The following is a 22,852-nucleotide window of genomic DNA, read 5'->3' on the forward strand; positions in this document are numbered from 1 at the left end:
AATGCTTCCAAAACGCTTTTTAGTCGTCTAAATGAAAAGCTTACGTTTTAGAGCTATGCTGTTTTGAATGCTTCCAAAACTATTTGTCATTGAACTTCTCTTACGTTCCTGTTTTAGAGCTATGCTGTTTTGAATGCTTCCAAAACGGGAGGTTTTATCAAAACAAACTTCCTATTGTTTTAGAGCTATGCTGTTTTGAATGCTTCCAAAACATATATGTTTTTCCTACTGTGAATACATTTGTTTTAGAGCTATGCTGTTTTGAATGCTTCCAAAACTATCTTGTTTACATCTATTATAATAGCATGGTTTTAGAGCTATGCTGTTTTGAATGCTTCCAAAACCTTTCATTTTTCCGATAATGTCATTTGCTGTTTTAGAGCTATGCTGTTTTGAATGCTTCCAAAACTTACAAGTTGAATGGTTGGCTAATTGGATTGTTTTAGAGCTATGCTGTTTTGAATGCTTCCAAAACAATAGAAAAGAAGGTTTTTCAATGCTCTACCTGTGTATATTTAGGGTATACTCAAAATATACGATAATGTTCTATTTATTGATAATTATCTTCCTTAATTTTGAAATGGCAGAAATCGATATCAATGAGAGGATAGATTTTTTCTTAATCCTAAAAAAATTGAACAACAATTTCCGGAGTTTTTTAAAATCTCTGAGTTGTACTATTTGAAGGGAAAAATATGTTGGATACTAGAGAGTATGAGCTAAAGCTGCAGCAGCCGTAGATTTTCCTTGTAAAAAGGTTATTAAAGGTTTAAAAAGAACGCTTGAAAGAAATTGGAATACCAGTTCCAGAAATATATCAAGATAAAATAAAAAAGATGTAGCCGAACAAATGCTTTGAAGAGGGTATAAATCCTGAAGATTATTAGGCTATAAGATTATATAGTTAAATATTAAATGTTATTTTTTGTGAGTGTACATACTTAATAAACCTTGTTTTTTAGCGTGTTTAGGTATTGAAATTGAATTATCAATAAATTTTAAAAATGTTATCGTAATGACACCGATTTATAATTATCCCTTTTTCTAAATATCATGCATACATTTCCAAATTAGTTTATTATACTTTTTGTGAACGTTTACAAACTAAATGAATGAATGGAGAATATCAAATGAAAAACGATGTTGGTAATTATTCTAAAAGTGTCTATGCTTTATTTTTCGCAATTCTTTTATGTTTAGGTATATTTTCACCCACGGTATCAATAGTGGTGGCTGCAGATGAACTTACTGTACCTGAAGCAAGTTCAACAGAAGTGGTAAAAAATGCAAAATGGGTTGCATTAGAACAAGAAATGGCTACACCACAATATCAAGTAGCTTCAAAAGCTAACCCTGAAGGCACTGCAAGATATATTCTTAATAAATATGAGGGAGCAGAAGCATTCGCTGCGGGATTAGGTCAACGTATACAAAATGGCGGTTGGAATGTATATTATAATTCAGCTTCGGGCAAGCAAACTGCTCGTACATCTTATAACGGTATGTATGTTGCAGCAGCAGGAGCCGGTAGTCTATCTACCGTATTAGCAAAATTTAGTGCTTCTGGTGGTGCAGTAATTGTTGGAGCTGCAGCTCTTTTAGCAGGTATAGCAATGGGTGCACTTAGCGTTTACTCGAAAGATTGCAGAGATAACATTGATAATCATGGAAATACTGGTACTGCACGGATTACACTTACTGAATCAAGATGGTCTTCACAATATGATCATCGTTGGTAAATTGATAATTTAAACTGGAAAACAATCTCTGTCTTCATTTATTGTTGCAATAAATAGAATAACAGAGGTTGTTTTTAATATAATGAGGAGGTGGGCGATGAAATCTTTGGGTTTTATTAGACTTTTTCAATTTTTTCTTTTAATTGCAAGTCTTTTTTTTGCTATGAAACACAATTTATTGTTAGCTTTGTTTATCTGGGCGCTATCTGGTGGGTTAAGTTTCACTGTCCCCCAAAAATATCGTTTCCCTTTTTGGTCACCTTATAAAGGCCTATTATTTCCAGTATGGATTGAAAATATTATGGATTTAGTCATAACAATAGGCGTGCTATTATTGGTAATATTTTTTTCATGATTTGTTTTAGTGCTATGCTGTTTTGAATGCTTCCCAAATAATAATAGCTGTGTTTATCAATGGTACCCAACTGAGCCATTTGAAGGAAACGAGTTTGCAGTAATTATCCAATATTCGTCAGAAAAGTATCAACTGATTTTTTGATACCAATTTCAACAAAAAACCACCAACTAGTTGGTGGTTTTTTTGTTGGGTAAATATTTGGGAATAACTAACATGAGAAGATATCATACGAATAAATTGAATTGGAAGATAGGGATAATTTATTCGTACAATATTATTATAACGTATTAAAAACGCTTTTATAATTTGTTTTTGCTATAGCTATTATTATCTTTTTTACTTAAATCAAGTTGCCTGAAATTGGCTATTGTAAAGTGAACGATAGAGTGTTGGACGTTTCAACAGTTGCTTATGCGTTCCTTTTTCAATGATGTCGCCCTTATCCATCACTAAAATCAAATCAGCATTTTCGATGGTGGAAAGGCGGTGAGCAATGACGAAACTTGTCCGATTTTGGGTCAACGAGTTCATTGCTTCTTGAATTTGTAATTCTGTGCGAGTATCCACACTAGAAGTTGCTTCATCCAAAATAACCACTGGTGGATTTGCCAAAATGACACGAGCAATGGTCAACAATTGTTGCTGCCCTTGTGAGAGGCCCCCACCATTATCACTTGTGACGATGGAATCATAGCCATTAGGAAGCGTCAGGATAAAGTGATGACACTGAGCGATTTTAGCTGCTTGGATAATTTCTTCTCGTGTTGCATCCATTTTTCCATATGCGATATTTTCAGCAATCGTACCTTCAAATAACCAAGTATTTTGTAGGACCATTCCAAATAGGGAGCGAAGATTTTCTCTTGGAAGATCAGTGGTTGGAATGCCATCGAATTCGATTTGGCCAGATTCGATGTCGTAAAATCGCATAAGTAGATTGACTAGCGTTGTTTTGCCTGCGCCGGTTGGTCCAACAATGGCAATCTTTTGGTTTGCTTTCGCATCAAAGTCAACTTTTTTCATCAATGTTTTGTCGGGGGAGTAGCCAAAGCGAACATCCTTGAATCGGATATTTCCAGCAGGATGTTGAATGGTTGTTCGACTTGTATCTGCTTGCTCTTCTTCATGATCCAAAATATAGAAAATCCGTTCAATCGAAGCCATGGCAGCTTGAATCGAGTTAATGACGTAAGAAGCTGTTGAAATTGGTTCGGAAATTTGATTGATATATTGTAGATATGCTTGCAAGAAACCAATCGTGATTCCGCCACTTAATACGGTCATTGCACCAAATATCGCACTAAAAATAAAAGCTGATTGGTTAATAACACGGGATAAAGGGTAGATAGCAAAGTTCAAGAATTGAGCACGTTTAAATACAGTATAATGTTCATCAATTGTTTGACTGATAGCCTCTGTTTGTTGATTTTCTTGGTTAAAGGTTTTTGAAACAATGACACCAGAAAGATATTCTTCCATTTCATTGTTGATACTACCAAGTTTCACCTGTGCTTTATCGGCCACTTCTTTATTGATCATTGAAAATTTGTGTGTTACCAGTCCGCTAAGAACCAATAAACCAATCACTAAGATTGACATTTTACTGTCGATGTAAATCAACATGATTCCCGCAAAAAGAATGGTAACGACGGATGTGAATAGTTGGTTAATACCGGTCAATAATACTTGAGAAAGCTGATTCAAGCCTGTAGTCGTCCGACTAATTAGATCGCCAACTTGATGATTATCAAAAAAGGACATCGGTAATTTTTTGATTTTTTTCGTAATTAGTTTTCGAGTATTCAAAGTAAGTCGTTCACTCAATGTCGCCATTGCTCGTTCTTGCACGTAGGAAAGTCCACTACTGATTAGCGAAAACAGAATTAACAGTAAGACAGTTGGAAGCAATTGTTCTGTGAGTAAGTCAAGTGTTACTGACAAAGATTCTTTCAATTGAATGACCGCGACGATTTTATCAATTCCTAGCGCCATCATGAAGGTCATTGCAACCACTAAAATATTTCCAACCAAACTACAAAACATCAATAGATAAAAATATTTATGTTCAAAACGATGTAATTTCCAAAAGCGATACATCAGATGTTTTTTATTCGGCATCATGTTGTTCTGTTTCATATTATCACTCCTTCATTCCTTGCGAAGCTGCAATTTCTTGATAAATTTTGTTGGTACATAACAATTCTTGATGTGTGCCTTCACCAGCAATCTTGCCATTTTCCATGAGGATGATGTGATCGGCATGGGCGATTGTACTCAAGCGTTGGGCAATGATTACTAATGTTTTGTTCGACAGTTCTTTTGTGAGAGCTTCTCGCAAAGCGGCATCTGTTTGATAATCTAAAGCAGAAAAACTGTCATCGAAAACATACATTGAAGCGGGCTTGATTAACGCTCGCGCAATACAAATTCGTTGTTTTTGTCCACCAGAGTAGTTGCTGCCTCCCTGTGCAGTGAATGACTCATATTTATCGGGTAAAGTATCTACAAATGATTTTAACTGAGAAATTTTTGCTGCTTGGTCAATTTCAGCTGGTGTGGCATCTGCTTTTCCCATTAAAAGATTTGATTTAATTGTTCCTTTGAATAAAAATGCTTTTTGTGGAACATAAGCAACCTGTTTACGAATACTGCTTTGTGTCAAAGCAGTCGTTGGGACATCATTCAATTTGATTTCACCACTTGTAGGGTCATTGATTCGTAAAAGAAGCTTCATTAACGTGCTTTTTCCAGAACCAGTTGCGCCAACGATAGCGGTTGTTTTTCCAGCTGGGATTGTAAATGAAATTTTTTCAATCACTGGATTGCTTTCTTTTCCGTACGCAAAAGAAACGTTTTGATAGCTTGCAGCACTAGCATCTCTGATTTGAAAAGAAAACGGCTCAGGGTCACTGATTGACGGTTCAAAATCCATCACTTCTTCCAGTCGTTTCAATGAAGCAACGGAACGAGGGATGACCACAAAAACCATTGCTGCAAGCATAAGGTATGAGAGTGCCAAAAGCGCATATTCCGTAATTGCTGCGATGTTTCCAATTTGGATGGTCTGATTGCCCACGAGGTAACCACCGACCCAAAGAATGGATGCATAGACAACACCCATAATCAGAAAAGCGGTAGGAGTGATAAAAGCAAAAATTTTATTCACTTGAATCATTTGATTCGCGTAGTTGGTAAATGATTCATTCGTTTTCATTTCTTCATGGTCCTGATTGTTGAATGCACGAATCATGTTGATTCCAGTAAAAAACTCTCTTAGTTTAGTAGTGATTCGATCCATTTTTGGTTGAATACTTAATGCAATGGGTGTTCCTTTTTTCAGTAAAAACAATAATACGACCAAATAAAAGAGGATAGCTACCAGTGGAATCCACAACAAGTTTGGCGCATTGAGATAAGTCATGGTCAAAGCAAAAACAGCAATGATTGGAGCAGGTAGGATCAATTGGCAAAACATCACAATCATTTGTTGCACATTGTCCACATCGTTCGTCATACGAGTGAGCAGAGTGCTAGAACCAATTTTATCAATATCAGAAATGCTTAGTTCCTGAAATTTTTGGAAAAACGATTTTCTGATTTGGCGACCGAAACGTCCGCCAAGAATTCCTGACAGGTAGCTACCAATCACGGCGGCAATCGTACCTAAAACCGTAACGATAATCATTTGAATGGCAATAAGCTTGATTGCGTCAAGATCATTTTTTAAAATGCCAAGATTGATTAGCCGTGCTACTAGCATAGGCACGCCTAAGATTCCGATGATTTGTAAAACAATAAAACTGCTAGTCAGAGCAACAATGCCCTTATTTTGCAACAAGAAATTTTTTAGTACTTTCATAAGTCGTGCCTCCTTAGTTTTGACAATAATGGAGTATACAGGTTAAAGTAGCTTTAAGGTCAAGGAGGTTTTAAAAAAAATGAATAAAACATTTTCTATTGGTGAAGCTGCGAAATTTTTGAACTTGCCAACATCTACGATTCGTTATTGGGATTCAATTGGTTTGCTAACGAACTCCCGAAATGAAGCCAATGATTATCGGACATTTACCTATGATGATTTATTTGCATTGTATGATGTCAAATTCATTCGAAGTTTGGGTTTATCAATCAAAGATGTTCAAGGCATTTATCGAAAATCAGAAAAAGAAGTTTATGAAGTTCTGGAGCAGACAGAAAAACGTTTGGCAGAAGAAATTGAAAGATTAAAAGGCGAAATGGCACAAATCGAGCAACGAAAACGACATCTTTCATCCACTGGGTTTGATTTGACTGGAACACATGATTTGAAAATCGACTTTACGAAAATGGTTCGTGCTGATTTAGATGAAAACTTTACTGCACGAAAATATTTAGAAAAAAATTGTAACTCAGGGATTATTTGGCAACAAAAAGGTCAATCGCTAGAATATGTTTTTTGTATCGGCACATCTTTTGAAGACGAAATTGAAGAAGAAATCCTTTGGGAATACAACCCAGCGTTTGATTATCAACCAGTAATCATTGAAGTAGATCCTGCAGATAGCGACCGAAATAATCTTCAAGAGGTCGTTCGTACGTTAACAGCTAAGGGTTATGATATTCAGCAAGTTATTGGCGAGTTTCTCGTAAGAAAACAATATGAGCACACTTCTGATAAGGAGTATTATTTATCTTGGATTGAAATCAAGAACAAAGGGAAACAAAACAAATAATAGACAGTTCGATAAGTCTGTCTAAAAGTAAGATTCGTAAATTCGCCTTATTCGTTGTAGGATAAAAGAAACAAATGAGTTATGATGAAGAAGGGATAAGATGGTTAAACACAAGCAAGAAGCTGAGGAACCTGTTGATATCTGGGGACGAAGCCCTTTACAACTGTACGAAAAAATTGGAACCCCTATCAAAAGGGCAACAACAAGTATGAATCGTTCAAGTAATGGCGAATTAATCCATGATTACTTTGTCGTATTTACTGATAGAAAACCGGATGTACGTGGCTACCGAGAATTGTTGCAAGCAGCTGAATGGATCAACTACGGCACAAAAATCTATCGAATCAGCACGACTAATTCTTTCGCAACAATTGAAAAATTAGTTACAGAAACATTTGATATTCAAATCAAGACAGATTTCTTTGTTTCTAATTCAACCGTTGATCCGAGATTCATCAATTAGTGTGACTGTTACTATGAGAATTGGACTGATAAGAAATTGTTACTGTTTTTATAAGTGAGGAGCGTGTTTGTAATGAAAAAGAAGATTTGTTTTGTCTTAGCGGTAGACGGTGGATTGTCTTATTCCGCACTCCCTATAGGCTTAAGAAATCAGCAACATTTAAAAGAGTTCTTTTCTAAAGACTATGATGTTTCGCTGAATTACCTTCGAGATAAAGAGCAGGTAGACTATCTGATTGTACCGAGACAGTTAGCACCATTCATCAATGAAAAAAAGCTACCAATTATTGAAGTGCCATCAAATCTCTTTGTAATCAAAGATTATCAAGGAATAAAAGCAATCATCGATTACTATTTTAAGCTGGAAGATGAATGATAGAAGTGTTTCTAGTTGAAACAATTATCTAAACGTGCTAACGTTATGTGTGAGGGATGGTGCTCCCTCCTAAACGCTGAGTAAATCAGCTGATGGCGCCTATTGTAAACTAATTACTTATCCAAGAGTGTATTTGTTGTACTCTGTTTTTAAGTAATTGCTTTACAATAGGCGTTTTTTTATTGCATTTTTGTAAAAACTAGGAGGAAAAAAAGATGACAGTAGTAATTGAACAAGTAAAAGCAAGAGAAATTTTTGATTCACGCGGAAATCCAACGGTGGAAGTCGATGTGATTTTATCTGATGGAACATTAGGCAGAGCCGAAGTGCCAAGCGGCGCCTCTACTGGTGATCGTGAAGCCGTGGAATTACGTGATGGCGGTACTCGTTTATTAGGAAAAGGAGTTAGTAAAGCTGTTGCTAATGTCAATGGAGAAATCAATGATGCATTGAAGGGAACTTCACCTTTTGACCAAGCAAAAATTGATAAAATGATGATTGATTTAGACGGAACATCAAACAAAGGACGACTTGGAGCAAACGCGATTCTTGGTGTTTCAATGGCGGTTGCTCGCGCAGCGGCACAAAGTAAAAAAGTTCCATTGTATCGTTATCTTGGTGGCGTTGATTTAGAGCTCCCTCAACCATTTTTCAATGTAATCAACGGAGGTGTTCATGCAGATTCTGGTATTGATGTGCAAGAATTTTTGATTACGCCCATTCAACGAACCACTTTCCGTGATGGCGTAGAAAAAATTGCTAACATTTACCATACATTAAAAAATATTTTAGCAAAAGACGGCTACGAAACAGCTGTCGGAGATGAAGGTGGCTTCGCACCAAAACTAGGAAGTACAGAAGCTGCGATTGAAATGCTTTATCGTGCAATTGAAGAAGCAGGTTACGAACCAAAAACGGAAATTGGTATCGCACTTGATCCAGCTTCCAGTGAATTCTATGAAGATGAAACAAAAAAATATCATTTTGAAGGAAAAGAATTAAGTTCTGATGAAATGCTTGCTTATTACCAAAATTTAGTTAAAAAATATCCAGCAATCATTTCTATTGAAGACGGATTTTCAGAGCATGATTGGGACGGATTCAAAAAAATGACGGATGAAATGGGTCAAACCATTCAACTAATTGGTGATGATATCTTTGTAACTAATCCAACGATTTTTGCTGAAGGAATTGCCAAAGGTGTTGCCAACTCGATTTTAATTAAACTAAATCAAATTGGAACAGTGTCAGAGTCCATTGAAGCCATCAAAATGGCACGAAAAAATGGCTACACAACGATGATTTCTCATCGTTCTGGTGAAACAGGAGACACATTTATTGCCGATTTTGCAGTTGCGATGAATGCTGGTCAAATTAAAACTGGTTCGATGGCACGCAGTGAACGTGTTGAAAAATACAATCAATTTTTACGTATCGAAGAAGAGCTAGAAGGCTACGGCGCACTTGCACAGTTTCCTAAAGTCCAATAAAAAACAAAGAATTAGCTAAATTTAATTAAAAAAGGGGTTCAAGCGAGAGAAAGTTCACTTGAACCCCTTTTTTCTTTTTTCAGCTATTATGTGAGCAGCAAACACGCTTGATTCGTTGAAAATGCTAACTAAAAGCAAAAGAAAGTCTGAGATAGAAAAAGAAAGAACAAATCGTATTGACAGCGCTTTCTCTAAATGGTAATTTATTTGTATAGTAAATTGAATAAGCAAAGAATAATAGGATTGTTATTATTAAGTTAAGCAAGACCTGACCAGTTTCGACTGGTTAGGTCTTTTTTTGTGTAATTCTATCTGAGGATAGTTGGTAATAGAATTACTAGTTGCTAAAACGAAATTTTAGTAACTAGTAGCTTAAAGAAAGGAGCATTTTGATTATAGCAACTCGCTATCACTAAAAAAGAATGTATCAAGAAGTACATTGTTAAAACGTTCGTTGGAATTTTTTGACATGTGCTTAAAAATGGAAGGGGATAGAAATGAAAAAGTGGTTGAAAGTAGTAGGAATGATTGGATTGATGTTTTCTTTATCAGCTTGTCAAGAAACAAACTCCGCAACAAGTACTGAAAAAGAGGCAAATAAAGCGCCAGATCAAGTAGAAATTTATTTAGCAAGACATGGCAAAACTATGCTGAACACAACGGATCGCTCGCAAGGCTGGATCGATGCACCGTTAACACCGGCAGGCATCGCTGTTGCAGAGGACTTGGGGAGGGGATTAGCAGATGTAGATTTTGATGCAGTTTATTCTAGTGATAGCGGACGAGCAGTCGAAACAGCAACCTTAGTATTGAAAAATAATGGACAAGAAAAGCTTTTAGATACATTACACACTGACAAACGATTACGTGAATTCAACTTTGGTACCTATGAAGGAATTCCCAATCCTGAAATGTGGAGCGAAATTGCCAAAGAACAAGGAAAAACGTTAGAAGAGTGGCAAAATGAAATGGGTGAAGAAGGATTCGTCAAAACAATCCAAGGTTTTGCAGACACTTTACATGAATTAGATGAAAAGAAACTTGAAGAATTAGGAAAAGAGCATGATGTCGCTGCTGATGAAGTGAGTTGGCGAGCAGAGGATTATCAAACAGTTATTGACCGTGTTTCGAGTGCAGTAGCTGACATTGTTAAAACAGCTGAGGAAAAAGGGCAAGATAAAATCTTAATCACTTCACACGGTATGACAATTGCTTCATTTGTCGCATCAATTGATGAATCGGCAGAAGTTCCGCCAACTGGCTTAAAAAATGCCAGCGTTTGTAAAATTATTTATCAAGATGGTAAGTATACAGTGGAATCAGTTAATGATTTATCTTACTTAGAAAAAGGTGCAAAAGATAAATAGTCTGCAGATGAAAAGTAACTTGCTCAAAAAAGTTGTGGCTCCAAGCGTTCTGCTTCGAAAAAATAATGAACAACTGACAGAAATAGCTTTCCATATTTTTGGACAGTTATGAATTATTTCGAGAAGTTGCTTGGGGAACACCGTGGATGAGGTTGTGGCTCCAAGCGGTCAGCTCCGGAAAACTAAAAAATAACTTTTGATTTTTCACAAGCAAATGGTATGACAGATAAATTCGTTCGTACTATTCTGGAACTGTGGGGGGAAGTTTATTTTTTATACAAGGAAGGAGATTTATCGTGAGTAAAAGAAAAGTTATCATCGTAGGTGCATCACATGGCGGACATCAATCTATTTTAGAATTATTATCTAGATATGGTGAAAATGTGGAGATTACGTTATTTGAGGCTGGAGATTATATTTCGTTTATGTCGTGTGGAATGGAACTTTATTTAGAGGACCAAGTAACGGATGTAAATGATGTCAGAAACTTTCGACCAGAAAACTTTCCAGAAGAAAATGTACACATTTTGAATAATCATTTAGTAAAAGCAATCAATGCAGATCAAAAGACAGTGACTGTCACCAATACACTGGAAGATCAGACTACTGATTATGCATATGATAAATTGATTCTAAGCTCTGGTGTCACACCAAATTCGCTTCCAGTTCCAGGTACCGATTTAGAAAATGTTTATTTGATGCGTGGGTATAACTGGGCAACGAAAATCAAAGAAAAGCTCAATGATTCTGATGTTAAACATGTAGCAGTTATTGGTGCTGGATATATTGGTATTGAAGCAGCCGAAGCTTTTTGTAAAGCTGGGAAAGAAGTAATTCTTTTAGATATGATAGACCGTCCATTAGGCACTTATCTGGACCAAGAAATGACAGATATTTTAGCAGAGCATTTAACAGAAAAAGGAATCCAAGTCATGACCGGCGCAAAAATTGAAGCATTTTTAGGCGAAGGAAATGTTTCCGCTATTCAAGTAAACGGTGAAGAAATCCCAACTGATTTGATCATTCAAGCAGCAGGAGTAAAAGCCAATACTGAATGGTTAGAAGGAACCGTTGACTTAGATCAACGTGGTTGGATTGTAACGAATGAATACCTTCAAACCAATCTTCCAGATGTGTATGCCATTGGTGATGCAACACTTGCTTATTCGATTCCGGCACGTGCCAAAATGCCAATTGCTTTGGCGACAGTTGCCAGAAGAGAAGCACGTTATGTTGTGCAACATTTATTTGAAAGCATTCCAAGCCAACCTTTTGGCGGAGTAGTTGGTTCATCCGCATTGAGTGTATTTGACTATCATTTTGCTGCAAGTGGTTTGAATAGTTTTACAGCGGGTAAAGCAGGAGTAACAATTGCCTCTGCTTACTTTGAAGATACTTTACGACCAAAATATGTACCAGAAAAATTTGGAAATACGAGAGTTTCTGTTCAACTATTTTTCGATCCAACGACCCATCAAATTTTGGGTGGAGCTGTGTTATCAACTTATGATATTACTGCTCAAGGAAATGTGTTAGCTTTAGCAATCCAACAAAAATTAACACTAGAAGATTTAGCTGAGGCAGACTTTTTCTTCCAACCAGGATTTGACCGTCAATGGAGTCTGTTGAACCTAGCAGCACAACATGCTTTAGCTGAAAAAGAATTTATTGAATAAAGCGAAAATTGAATCAACCTCCAAAAGTAGTCAAATGGACAGGCTTTTGGAGGTTGATTTTTTCATTTACAATCAAATGATAGCCAGTATAGTGAAAAGCTTATTGTTTTCCAACTATTTTCGTTGCAAACAAGGTTTCATGCTATACTAAAGAAAAGTGTTCCTTGAAATAAGAATAACCAATGACGTTAACGAAGAAGCATTCAAACTGGAGTCTTGCTATGGGCGAATAGTGCGATTACGGAACCTCAAAAATTTGAACCGAGGTTTTAGAGCTATGCTGTTTTGAATGCTTCCAAAACTGATTTTGATACCCTCCCACATCAAACCAAGTTTTAGAGCTATGCTGTTTTGAATGCTTCCAAAACTGAAGCTAACAATATCTGAATGACTTTATTGTTTTAGAGCTATGCTGTTTTGAATGCTTCCAAAACATATAAATTAGAAGAGTCTTATTTAACTACGTTTTAGAGCTATGCTGTTTTGAATGCTTCCAAAACCAAAAGGCGATACGCACGATTGGGAAGACAGTTTTAGAGCTATGCTGTTTTGAATGCTTCCAAAACTATGATGTTCGCTTTGAAAAAGATACCTATGTTTTAGAGCTATGCTGTTTTGAATGCTTCCAAAACTATATTCAAAACAATCATCCAAACTCGCGCGTTTTAGAGCTATGCTGTTTTGAATGCTTCCAAAACCAGCCAAAAGGACAATTACGTATCGCAGGTGTTTTAGAGCTATGCTGTTTTGAATGCTTCCAAAACGCAATCTGCACGAATGAAGGCATACAAATTGTTTTAGAGCTATGCTGTTTTGAATGCTTCCAAAACTGAGATGTTCGCTTTGAAAAAGATACCTATGTTTTAGAGCTATGCTGTTTTGAATGCTTCCAAAACTATATTCAAAACAATCATCCAAACTCGCGCGTTTTAGAGCTATGCTGTTTTGAATGCTTCCAAAACCAGCCAAAAGGACAATTACGTATCGCAGGTGTTTTAGAGCTATGCTGTTTTGAATGCTTCCAAAACGCAATCTGCACGAATGAAGGCATACAAATTGTTTTAGAGCTATGCTGTTTTGAATGCTTCCAAAACTGAACTAATATGTACTGCCCCTCAATATTGGTTTTAGAGCTATGCTGTTTTGAATGCTTACTTTTGACTGAAACTGTCATTGTTTTAGTATGTGTTTATAAAAAGTAGCAGAAAGAATACGTGATATTGACTCAAGAATAACTGATGATAATTTGCAGTAAAAAAGAACGCAGTTTCATGTAGTTCCTTAAAAGTAGGGAGCTATTCATGAAACTGCGTTTTTTTGATACCTAATTTAATTAACGAATAGTACCTAGAAACATTTCAAAATTTTGCGTATCAGCTATTTTTTGTTGTAGTTTTCGGTCTTCTACAAGATCAGATAAATACTCAAAAAAAGCTTGGAGTTTGTCTTTGTCATCTTCAGCAACGGCAAGTAAAAAGATGATTTTTACGGTTGCATTCGGACGCCAAAAAATCGGTTCTTTTGAGATGTAAACAAAAATTTTTGTTTTCTGGATGGAGGCATCAATAGCATGAGGGATTGCGATCAACTCAGTGATATTTGTTGGTGCAATTTCTTCTCGATCAATCACTTTTTCAATAAAATCTTCAGCGACAATGTCTTGTTCTTGTAAAATAGTTCCGATTGACTGGATTAATTCGTCCCGTGTGAGTTGCTGATTGTTGACAACGAATAAGGCTGGATCAAACAAGCTCAAAAAATGACGTTTTTCTTCTTCAGCAGCTAAAAGTTTTTCAATTTTGCCCATCCCTTGTTTAATATCTAAAAAGTCGATTTGGATAACAGGAATCTGTTTATCTTCGAGAGGAACTGTTGAGATAAGAAAATCAACGTTTGTTAACTTTTTTGTTTGATAAGTTGCATAGGAAATAGTATCGATGATTTCTAATTGATCAGAAAAACGCTTCTTGAGCATCGCTTCAATCAACCGACTTGTCGAAACGCCTTGACCACAGACAACCAAAATTCGTTTTTTATCTGCTGTGTGTGCTTTTTTTCGCTCAATCGCTGCCGCAATGTGTAAAGCTAGGTAACCAATGTCATCTTCGGTGAACTCAAAGGTGCTTAGCCACTTACTATTGTTTGTTGCCAAAACAGCTAATTCAAAGGCATACGAAAAATTCTTTTTGATCTCCGATAATAGGGGGTTTTTTTTATTTTTCATAATTTCCTTTAATGTCAGGTAACTAGAAAAATGGATAAAGAGATCTTTTCGTAAAATCTCATCTTGTTGCAGGTCTTCACCAATCATTTCATTAAGTTCCATCAACATCTGATCAATGATTTGGTAGATCTTAGTTGTTTGGCTACTGGAATGTTGCGGCTGTTGTAAATCTAAAAAGAGATGGTTCTGTAACCATATTTCGTCTTGAAGGTCAAAGCTGATTTGATTCTTTTTTTCGATAGCTGTCAAAAGTTCTCTGATTGAAGACTGAATCTTTTCATCAATAATAAAAAAACTCGAAACAGATTCAAGATGATGCTGATTTTTCACTCTAAGGATAGCAATGGCTAGGTGAATAACAAAATTTTTTCGATGATAGTCAGAAATTTTATACAGATTAGGTGGAAAGTAATCTGTTACTAACTGTGATAGTTCGACTAAGTTGATTTCGTGAAACAGTTCATACTCATTACGAGAAAACTGCGAGATATAGCTCTCAAAATTTTTTTCAATTAATTGATCTGAGATTACCTGCCGGATAGCTGATTCTTCCCCAACGATTTTATACCCAATGTTTACTTTTGAAGTGATTTTGATCTCATAAGAAGCAAGTAATAAGCGAAGCTGGCGAATATAACCTAAGATTGTCGTTCGCCCGACATATAATTGATTGCACAGTTCATCTAGTGATATTTCTTTCTCTGAAAATAAGAACAGAAGTAATAATTGCTTGATTCGATCTTCAGAAGTTTCTAGTTGATGGGATGGGGTGGTTGATTGTGAATGCAGCTCGGTAAATAGTTCTTGAACATTTTCTTTGTGTAACATTTCGTATCCAATACCTCTTTTGAGCACGACTGTGGCATCGTATTTCGCTAGAAAATCATTTAACTCCTTCAAATCATTTCTGATTGTTCGTTTAGAAACTGAAAAGTCCGAAGCCAGCTGCTCACTGGAACAATTTTTTTCGGTATAGAGACGTTGAAACAGCTGGTTTAATCTTTTATACGCAAACATAATTAGCTCCCCCCTTAATTGTTATCATATATAGGAATGAGCTGAATTACAATTGGCAGATTTTAATAAGAAATCCAAAAGAAAGAAAAGGCTTACAGTTCCAAGGCACGATGGATTCGTTTGAAGGTGGTCAAATGATTTCCATTTAATAACGGAAGTCATTGAACTAAAAAATTCAGCTCTTTCCACTTTGAAAAGGAAAGAGAAGTGGTATCGAATGTATGCGATTTCATTTATAGTATGGATAGCGAGGAGGTAATCGAGTGAAAGAAATCGAACAGCACTATTTATGTGAAAATCATCTAGCATTCAAATCAAAGGTTGCTAACTGGGAAGAGGCAGTGAAGTTAGCCGCAGAACCTTTACTACGAGAACGAATCATTGAAGAAAAGTATATTCAGGCAATGATCAAAAACGTTCGAGAAATGGGTACGTACATGGTATTAGTACCACGAGTTGCAATGCCTCACGCCCGACCAGAAGCGGGCGCATTAGGAACAGGATTTAGTATTTTGAAATTAGTTGAGCCGATTTCTTTTGGTGATGTAAAAAATGTGTACTTAATTATTTGTCTAGCAACGGATAATAATGAGGCTCATCTGGCAATGCTTCAAAAAATTTCCGCACTAATTGATGAAGAGGAAAAAATCGATGCATTATTAGAAACATCGACAAAAACAGCATTTATTAAACTAGCAGAAAAGTTTATCAAAGAAGAGGAGGAATTATAATGATCAAAATTATTACAGTGTGTGGGAATGGAATTGGTAGTAGTAATTTATTGGCAATGAAAATCAATCAGATTGCGAAAAAGAATGGGTTTGAAGTTGATGCGAAATCCAGTGATTTTAATGCAGCGTTGGGAGAAGAACCCGATCTGTTTGTAACAGTCGATGAATTTGCCAAACAGTTTCCTGCAAACAAAAAAGTCGCTGTCGTTAGAAGCTACGCAGACAAGAAAAAAATTTCGGAAGACATTTTACCAGTATTGGAAGAATTAAGTAAAGGGTAATCATTTATCTTATATGGCCATATGAGAGGATTAAATAGATTCAATAAAACAGGAGGATTCATAATGGAATTTTTGGAATTTCTCAAGGATATGTTTAGTGAACCAGCAATTTTGATGGGGTTAGTTGCTCTGGTTGGCTTGGTTGCAATGAAAGCACCTGGACACAAAATCTTAACCGGAACATTGGGACCAATTCTTGGTTACTTGATGTTAGCCGCAGGTGCAGACGTTATTAGTGGAAACCTTGATCCACTTTCTCAGATGATTGAAAAAGGATTTCACATTACAGGAGTAGTGCCAAATAATGAAGCTGTAACTTCTGTCGCACAAAAAATTCTTGGTGTTGAAACAATGTCGATCTTAATCGTTGGACTGATTGTCAATTTGTTAGTCGCACGCTTTACCCGTTATAAATATGTCTTTTTAACTGGTCATCATTCATTCTTTATGGCGTGTTTATTATCGGCAGTATTAGGTGCAGTTGGCTTTTCTGGAACCTCTTTGATTTTAGTCGGCGGGTTTTTCTTAGGTGCATGGAGCGCAATTTCTCCAGCAATTGGTCAAAAATATACGCTTCGTGTCACTGATGGTGATGAAATAGCTATGGGACACTTTGGCTCGATTGGTTATTACTTATCCGCTTTTATTGGGAGCATCGTTGGAAAAGGTTCAAAGTCGACAGAAGATATTCAAGTGCCAGAAAAATTTGGGTTCTTACGAAATACGACAATTTCTACTGCATTAACGATGGTGATTTTTTACTTGATTTCCGCTATTGCGGCAGGACCTGAATTTGTTTCGACTTTATCAGACGGAAAATCACCCTATTTATTCGCGATTCTTTGTGGATTGAAATTCGCAGTAGGCGTTACAATTGTTTATTCTGGTGTCCGTATGATTCTTGCTGATTTATTACCTGCGTTTCAGGGAATTGCTGATAAAGTCATTCCAAATGCTGTGCCAGCTGTTGACTGTGCGGTATTTTTCCCATATGCACAAACAGCAGTTATCATTGGGTTTATTTCAAGTTTCGTTGGTGGCTTGATTGGTATGTTTATCCTTGGCGCTTTTGGTGGTGTATTGATTATCCCTGGATTGGTTCCGCACTTTTTCTGTGGTGCAACTGCCGGTGTTTACGGTAATGCAACTGGGGGACGACGTGGTGCAGTGGTTGGCTCATTCGTCAATGGCTTATTCTTAGCCTTTTTACCAGCACTTTTATTACCAGTTTTAGGCCAGCTAGGATTTTCAAATGCAACCTTTGGTGATTTTGACTTTGGATGGATTGGTATTTTATTAGGAAAAGTTGGTGGTCAATTTGGACAAACGGGAATCTACGTCATCATTGTGGCAGTTCTAGTCGCTTTGATTGCTCCAAGTATTATTCGACCATCTAAAACAGCAATTAATAATGAAGAAATGGAGCTTGATTAACATGAATTTTAACCTTGATATTTATTCAGATGGTGCAGTGATTGAAGAGATGTTGAAGATGAAAGCTGCTGGAATCGTTTCGGGATTTACAACTAACCCTAGTTTGATGAAACAGGCGGGAATTACGAATTATGTTGCTTTTGCAAAAGAAGTATTGGAAAAAGTCGAAGGATTACCTATCAGTTTTGAAGTTTTTGCCGATGATTTTGCAACGATGGAAAAAGAAGCTTTGAAACTCGCTGCATTGGGCGACAATGTTTACGTCAAAATTCCAATCATGAATACGAAAGGTGAGTCATCAACTGAATTAATCCAGCGATTATCAGAAAAAGGATTGAAACTTAACATCACAGCTATCATGACTTTAGAACAAGTAGAAGCCACAGTTGGTGCATTAGCGAATGGCACTGAAAACATCGTTTCTGTATTTGCTGGACGTGTTGCTGACACAGGAATCGATCCCTTACCATTGATGGAAAAATCTTTGAAAATTTGTGGCCGTAAAGAAGGAACTAAATTACTTTGGGCAAGTTCAAGAGAAGTTTACAACATCGTGCAAGCAGAACAGTTAGGTGTTGATATTATTACTGTGACGCCTGCAATCCTTTCTAAATTGTCAATGTATCACATGGACTTGAATGAACTTTCGTTGGAAACCGTCAAAATGTTCAATCGAGATATCCAAACTCTAGGATTTACTATTTTGGATGAAGAATAACTTAAGCAATAAAAAGAGAAGCTTGAAGCAATCGACTGATTGTTCCAAGCTTCTCTTTTTATAAGATTTATTGGACTAGTTAGTAGTAACTAGTTTATTATTTACTTTCTCGGGTAAGTCTTTTTGATCAATTGTATTGGGACCTTCGATAATCCGCTTTTTACTCATTTTTACTTTGACATATGAATTTGGAATCAATGGTTCCGCATTGTCATTAGAGATCTGAATCTCTCGTTTTTCAGTTGAGCCGTCTTCTTTAACAAAAGTAAGGTCGTAGTCGTAAGAAAACCAAGGACTATTGTCACCAATAGCACTTTCACTTTTATGTTTTACTTTAGCCGGGACTTCGTTTGGCACATGGGCATAGGCAACTTCACCAACATAAGTATCTTGATAATATTGATACCCTTTAAATCCACCGAATGCCAATAATGCTAAAAATATTACGCCAATCACTTTTTTCATCTTATCACCTTTTTCTCCTAGAAATATGTTCTAGTATACCAAGGGTGATCCAAGATAGGGCTAACAGGGTGCTAACAGTTTTGCAAGATAAGCAAATGCAAAAATAAACTAGATCAACTAAATTTGCGAAGAAGTGTTTATATCGTTTTCCTTATTTTTGCCTTCGGTTTAAAAGTAAAAATGAAGGTTGAAGTGGATAGAGGGTGTATATGAGATATAAAAAAAATCACTGAGAAAAAACAGTGATTTTTTTTACAAACAAATTTAGTTTTAAAGCTAATTTTTTAATCTATTAAAAGTCAGACCAATCAGACTCATCATTTTCTACCGCGTTTGGTAGTGGCTCTGAAGAAGCTGTTTCTAACCCAGTAGAAGGAGAGAGACTTTCTAAGTTTTCAGCTTCATTTTTAGAATTGCGTTCAGCAGAATATTTATCTCTTAAATACTCTTTTAAAGTATCTCGATCCCACAATTCAACATTTCCCTCTAATGCAAGCTGTTTTGCACTTGCAGAAAAATAGTTGTTTGAAATTACACTAACTTTATCAAGCTTGTAAAATGTTTTGCCCGCCAGTGCTTGTTGAACCACGCTGTTTCCAAGTACACTAGAGTGTTTTCTGCATTGAAAACCATAGGATGTTGTTCCCATTGTGGCAAGCAAATCCAGTCCTTGATTATCTGAATTAACAGTATTATTAATGTCACTGTAGCCGATTTTTTCTAAGAGTTTCTCACAATATCGACCAAATTCAACTTGAGTTAGTTGATCGATTTGTTGTAGTTCATATTCAAAACTCTTACGCTGTACACGATCCATCTCATGGACTATTTTCTTTTTTTGTTTGTTTAAGTCTTGAAGTTCATTTTTTATATGTTTTTTTTCAGCAGTTGAGTTCTCAATTTCTTGATTGATTTTATTTAGGTGATTCAATCTTGAATGATCAAATCCTACTTTCTCTAATAGCATTAATCGAAGAAATTTTGGCAGAATAAAGTAAGCAAATACAAGGCTAATCCCAAAACCACCAAGACGTTCACTTAATGGACTACTTGCATCAAATAAAAGAGCAAACCCCGAAATACCAAAAAGTGCTGCCATAATAATTCTAAAAGTTTTCATTTAATATGCCTCCAGTGTTTATTTTCTTTTTCATAGTAAGAACATAACTATCTAATCTTTTAAATAGGCATTAAGAATTATTTGTATTCCTAAGATTCTTATTTTCTCATAAAGGAGAAGAAAGGGGGGCTAAATAAAGTGAATAATTCGTTTTCTTTCCTAAAAAATGGACTAGAATATTTAGTTATCAAAAAGCATCGTTCTTGTTATTTCTTTTTTTAATTATACACTAAAAAATTTTGTGTTTTAATAAAATAAAGATTTATGTAGCGATTAAAATTCAAAATATAACAGCTTACAAAAAAAGCAGACCAACAAGTAGTCCACACTTAAAGTCCTAAAAACGTTCTTCTCTTATATCTTTATTATACCGCAAAAAAAATTGTAATTGTAGCCTTGTTTTTGATTGGATGTGGCTGTAAACTGCTATTCCGTAGATAAAACATTTACGGATCATTTTTTAGTAATTTAATAAATAGGCAAAGGGCGTGTTTTCTTGAAGAATGTAGAGAAAAAAGAACAACAGCATTTAACGTCAGTTTATCAAGAGTTGAAAGCAGAAAAAAAACGATTGCTGCAGTTGATTCAACAAAAAGATCAGCATGGGCGACAACACATTGAAGAAATGACTGGTGATATTCGTTTAAACATGGATAATATCACTGATAATTTAGACACCTTTGCCAATATTGAAGCCTTGAATCGGCAAATTGACCAGTACAATATTCAACTGGATTCCGCTAGAAAGAATTTAGAAAAGGTTGAGCGATTACTAGCTTCGCCGTATTTTGGTAAAATTTCCGTGGATTTTTTGGAGGAAGAACCAGATGAAGATTTTTATATTGGAATCAATGGTTTTACCACTGAAAAAGGATCGGATTTAATCTACGACTGGCGTTCACCGATTGCTGAACTATTTTATAATAATGAGCTTGGGAAGTCTCATTATCAAGTGAACAACCGAGAAATTGAAGTAGCAATTGAAAATCGCCGACAGTTAATTACTAAAGCAGACCAACTAATCAATTACTTCGATACTAAGACAACCATTCAAGATGATGTATTGCTTGACGTATTAGCGCAAAATACTTCGAGCACGATGCGAGATATTACGGCGACAATCCAACAAGAGCAAAATCGAATTATTCGTGATCAAGAAGCAAAAAATGTACTGGTCAATGGGGTAGCCGGCAGTGGTAAAACTTCAACAATCATGCAACGGATTGCGTATCTCCTTTATCAAAATCAACAAACGTATTCTGCAAAAGATATCTTGATTTTTTCACCTAACCAAGCATTTGGTCATTATATTGCAGATGTCTTGCCTAGTTTAGGAGAAGAAAATCCACCGACCTTAACTATTTTACAATTGGCAAGAGACTTTTCAGAAGCTGAAGTGGAAGATGAAACAACTTATTTTCAACGTATCAGTCGACAAGAGGCAACCAGACAAGAACGCGTCTTACGAAGTCAAGCATTTATCACATTTATTTTAGAGAATACTCGTTCACTACAGGTCACCTTTAACGAGGTGAATCAGAAGAAACAAGTCTTCTTTACGCCTGAACAAATTGCTGAGTTGTTTAACTCTACACCAACAGACTATGACTTACGTGAACGAATTGCAGGCACTAAAGAAAAAATGCTTCAGCAGTGGGAACATCACTTGTTGCAACAAAGCCAAAGTGCAAAGTTGAGAAATCAGTTATTAGAACTGACGGAAAAACAGCAACGAGAATATTTTGGTAAATTATTAACGGAACAATCAGAAACAGCGTTAGCAAAATACGCCGAAATCTTATTGAGGAAAAAATATCGGAGAGTAACAGAGCAAATCAATGAGCTAGATTGGTTGGATAGTACCAACTTGATTGTTCAATTGTATCAAGCATTTACAGGGGAAGAATATCTGTTACAAGAAATTTTGACCCTCGATGAAGCAATAATCCAATTGTTCATTCAGCATACATTAGTTGAAAAGCTTGACCTTTTGGATTACAAAGTTATCTTGATTGATGAAATTCAAGATTATACACCTGCGCAGCTTCAATTGATACGTCATTTTTGGCCACATGCTGATTTGACAATGGTGGGAGACGAAAATCAAGGGATTTTTAACAGTCAGATTTCTTTTGCTGAAATCAGTGAGCTGATAGGAGACTCCGTTGTTTATTATCAATTAACGACAAGTTATCGTTCAAGTGGCGCAATCACGAAACTATTTGCATCATTATTGGAAAATCCCGAAGAAATGCAAATTACACCTATTCGTCCAGACGGAGAAGCAATTCAGTGGCTCCCTTATGACCGACTGTCAGTGTTTATCCATCTGATTGAACAACTGGATTCTGAGAAAATTTATACAATCCTGACAAAAACATTAGCAGAAGCAGATGGTTTGCGGGCAGAACTTTCTGATCATGTGACAAAAAAAGTACGGATTCTACCAATTGAATTAGCAAAAGGATTAGAGTTTGACCATGTCATCTTGTTTGATGTTTCCGACAAAAATTATCAGACAGAGCAAGATCAACGATTGCTTTATACAGCGATTTCTCGTGGAACGCAAGCGGTGTGGATTACGTATGAGGGAGAATTGACAAGATTTTTAACGGAGCAGTTGAAGAAAAATTGAATTGATTGAGGATTAAAAATTGAAGCGCGGGGCAAAACACGAGTCAT

At 36.1% G+C, this 22,852-nt stretch carries 18 protein-coding genes, 2 CRISPR repeat arrays and 1 riboswitch (1 of these 21 running past the window's edge); of the genes, 13 read left to right on the forward strand and 5 right to left on the reverse strand.

What is annotated here, in order from left to right:
• A CRISPR array of direct repeats spans positions 1 to 475; the repeat unit is 36 nt; unit sequence GTTTTAGAGCTATGCTGTTTTGAATGCTTCCAAAAC; it begins 220 nt to the left of the window's first position.
• A gap of 754 nt (positions 476 to 1,229) precedes the next feature.
• Both RV17_RS01650 and RV17_RS01655 read left to right on the forward strand, forming a co-directional pair.
• Positions 1,230 to 1,739 (forward strand): hypothetical protein, encoded by a 510-nt coding sequence (locus RV17_RS01650; RefSeq protein ID WP_140444157.1) that lies wholly within the window; start codon positions 1,230 to 1,232, stop codon positions 1,737 to 1,739.
• A 97-nt stretch (positions 1,740 to 1,836) separates the two neighbouring features.
• Positions 1,837 to 2,094, forward strand: coding sequence for a hypothetical protein (locus RV17_RS01655; protein ID WP_071868327.1), 258 nt, complete (start codon positions 1,837 to 1,839; stop codon positions 2,092 to 2,094).
• 348 nt (positions 2,095 to 2,442) lie between these two features.
• Here RV17_RS01655 and RV17_RS01660 read toward each other — a convergent pair whose 3' ends face one another.
• Together RV17_RS01660 and RV17_RS01665 are read right to left on the reverse strand one after the other, a co-directional pair.
• On the reverse strand, positions 2,443 to 4,233 hold the full coding sequence (locus tag RV17_RS01660; protein WP_067481888.1) for an ABC transporter ATP-binding protein: 1,791 nt from the start codon (positions 4,231 to 4,233) through the stop codon (positions 2,443 to 2,445).
• A gap of 4 nt (positions 4,234 to 4,237) precedes the next feature.
• A complete protein-coding gene (locus RV17_RS01665; RefSeq protein WP_071868328.1) occupies positions 4,238 to 5,956 on the reverse strand; it encodes an ABC transporter ATP-binding protein in 1,719 nt (572 codons plus the stop codon).
• 79 nt (positions 5,957 to 6,035) lie between these two features.
• On the opposite strand from RV17_RS01665, the gene RV17_RS01670 reads away from it, so the two are divergent.
• From RV17_RS01670 to RV17_RS01695, 6 genes are all read left to right on the forward strand, one after another.
• Entirely contained in the window at positions 6,036 to 6,809 is a 774-nt protein-coding gene (locus tag RV17_RS01670) for a MerR family transcriptional regulator (RefSeq protein ID WP_071868329.1), read from the forward strand.
• Positions 6,810 to 6,909: 100 nt separating this feature from the next.
• A complete protein-coding gene (locus tag RV17_RS01675) occupies positions 6,910 to 7,272 on the forward strand; it encodes a hypothetical protein (protein ID WP_067481894.1) in 363 nt (120 codons plus the stop codon).
• 72 nt (positions 7,273 to 7,344) lie between these two features.
• Positions 7,345 to 7,647: a hypothetical protein gene (locus tag RV17_RS01680; protein WP_067481896.1), complete on the forward strand. Its 303-nt coding sequence runs from the start codon at positions 7,345 to 7,347 to the stop codon at positions 7,645 to 7,647.
• A gap of 43 nt (positions 7,648 to 7,690) precedes the next feature.
• A riboswitch (Fluoride riboswitch) is annotated at positions 7,691 to 7,756 on the forward strand.
• A gap of 106 nt (positions 7,757 to 7,862) precedes the next feature.
• Positions 7,863 to 9,137, forward strand: a complete 1,275-nt coding sequence (eno, locus tag RV17_RS01685; protein ID WP_067481899.1) for a phosphopyruvate hydratase — start codon at positions 7,863 to 7,865, stop codon at positions 9,135 to 9,137.
• Positions 9,138 to 9,634: 497 nt separating this feature from the next.
• Positions 9,635 to 10,504, forward strand: a complete 870-nt coding sequence (locus tag RV17_RS01690) for a histidine phosphatase family protein (protein ID WP_067481901.1) — start codon at positions 9,635 to 9,637, stop codon at positions 10,502 to 10,504.
• A gap of 296 nt (positions 10,505 to 10,800) precedes the next feature.
• On the forward strand, positions 10,801 to 12,180 hold the full coding sequence (locus RV17_RS01695) for an FAD-dependent oxidoreductase (protein ID WP_067481903.1): 1,380 nt from the start codon (positions 10,801 to 10,803) through the stop codon (positions 12,178 to 12,180).
• Between the two features lie 266 nt (positions 12,181 to 12,446).
• Positions 12,447 to 13,340: direct repeats of the CRISPR family, unit length 36 nt; unit sequence GTTTTAGAGCTATGCTGTTTTGAATGCTTCCAAAAC.
• 173 nt (positions 13,341 to 13,513) lie between these two features.
• Here RV17_RS01695 and RV17_RS01700 read toward each other — a convergent pair.
• Complete coding sequence (locus RV17_RS01700) at positions 13,514 to 15,421, reverse strand: BglG family transcription antiterminator (protein WP_071868330.1); 1,908 nt, start codon at positions 15,419 to 15,421, stop codon at positions 13,514 to 13,516.
• Positions 15,422 to 15,684: 263 nt separating this feature from the next.
• Between RV17_RS01700 and RV17_RS01705 the strand changes: the two genes are divergently transcribed.
• The 4 genes from RV17_RS01705 to RV17_RS01720 all read left to right on the forward strand — a co-directional run bounded on the left by RV17_RS01705 (position 15,685) and on the right by RV17_RS01720 (position 18,585).
• The gene (locus RV17_RS01705; RefSeq protein WP_083571953.1) at positions 15,685 to 16,152 is read left to right on the forward strand and encodes a PTS sugar transporter subunit IIA; all 468 of its coding nucleotides are present in this window, start codon (positions 15,685 to 15,687) and stop codon (positions 16,150 to 16,152) included.
• Positions 16,152 to 16,433 carry a PTS sugar transporter subunit IIB gene (locus RV17_RS01710; protein WP_067481906.1) on the forward strand — a complete coding sequence of 94 codons (282 nt, stop codon included), beginning with the start codon at positions 16,152 to 16,154 and terminating at the stop codon, positions 16,431 to 16,433. The genes RV17_RS01705 and RV17_RS01710 overlap by 1 nt, the downstream gene beginning before the upstream one ends.
• Positions 16,434 to 16,496: 63 nt before the next feature.
• Entirely contained in the window at positions 16,497 to 17,867 is a 1,371-nt protein-coding gene (gene ulaA, locus RV17_RS01715) for a PTS ascorbate transporter subunit IIC (protein WP_067481908.1), read from the forward strand.
• A 1-nt stretch (position 17,868) separates the two neighbouring features.
• Positions 17,869 to 18,585, forward strand: a complete 717-nt coding sequence (locus RV17_RS01720) for a transaldolase (protein ID WP_067481910.1) — start codon at positions 17,869 to 17,871, stop codon at positions 18,583 to 18,585.
• A 75-nt stretch (positions 18,586 to 18,660) separates the two neighbouring features.
• Here RV17_RS01720 and RV17_RS01725 read toward each other — a convergent pair whose 3' ends face one another.
• Together RV17_RS01725 and RV17_RS01730 are read right to left on the reverse strand one after the other, a co-directional pair.
• Positions 18,661 to 19,050 carry a YxeA family protein gene (locus tag RV17_RS01725; protein ID WP_067481912.1) on the reverse strand — a complete coding sequence of 130 codons (390 nt, stop codon included), beginning with the start codon at positions 19,048 to 19,050 and terminating at the stop codon, positions 18,661 to 18,663.
• Between the two features lie 292 nt (positions 19,051 to 19,342).
• Positions 19,343 to 20,170 carry a restriction endonuclease gene (locus RV17_RS01730; protein WP_071868331.1) on the reverse strand — a complete coding sequence of 276 codons (828 nt, stop codon included), beginning with the start codon at positions 20,168 to 20,170 and terminating at the stop codon, positions 19,343 to 19,345.
• Positions 20,171 to 20,666: 496 nt separating this feature from the next.
• Here RV17_RS01730 and RV17_RS01735 point away from each other — a divergent pair, with 496 nt between their 5' ends.
• Entirely contained in the window at positions 20,667 to 22,805 is a 2,139-nt protein-coding gene (locus RV17_RS01735; RefSeq protein WP_071868332.1) for a HelD family protein, read from the forward strand.
• Positions 22,806 to 22,852 lie beyond the last annotated feature (47 nt).

Source organism: Enterococcus thailandicus, from assembly GCF_001886265.1.
GTDB lineage: Bacteria > Bacillota > Bacilli > Lactobacillales > Enterococcaceae > Enterococcus_B > Enterococcus_B thailandicus.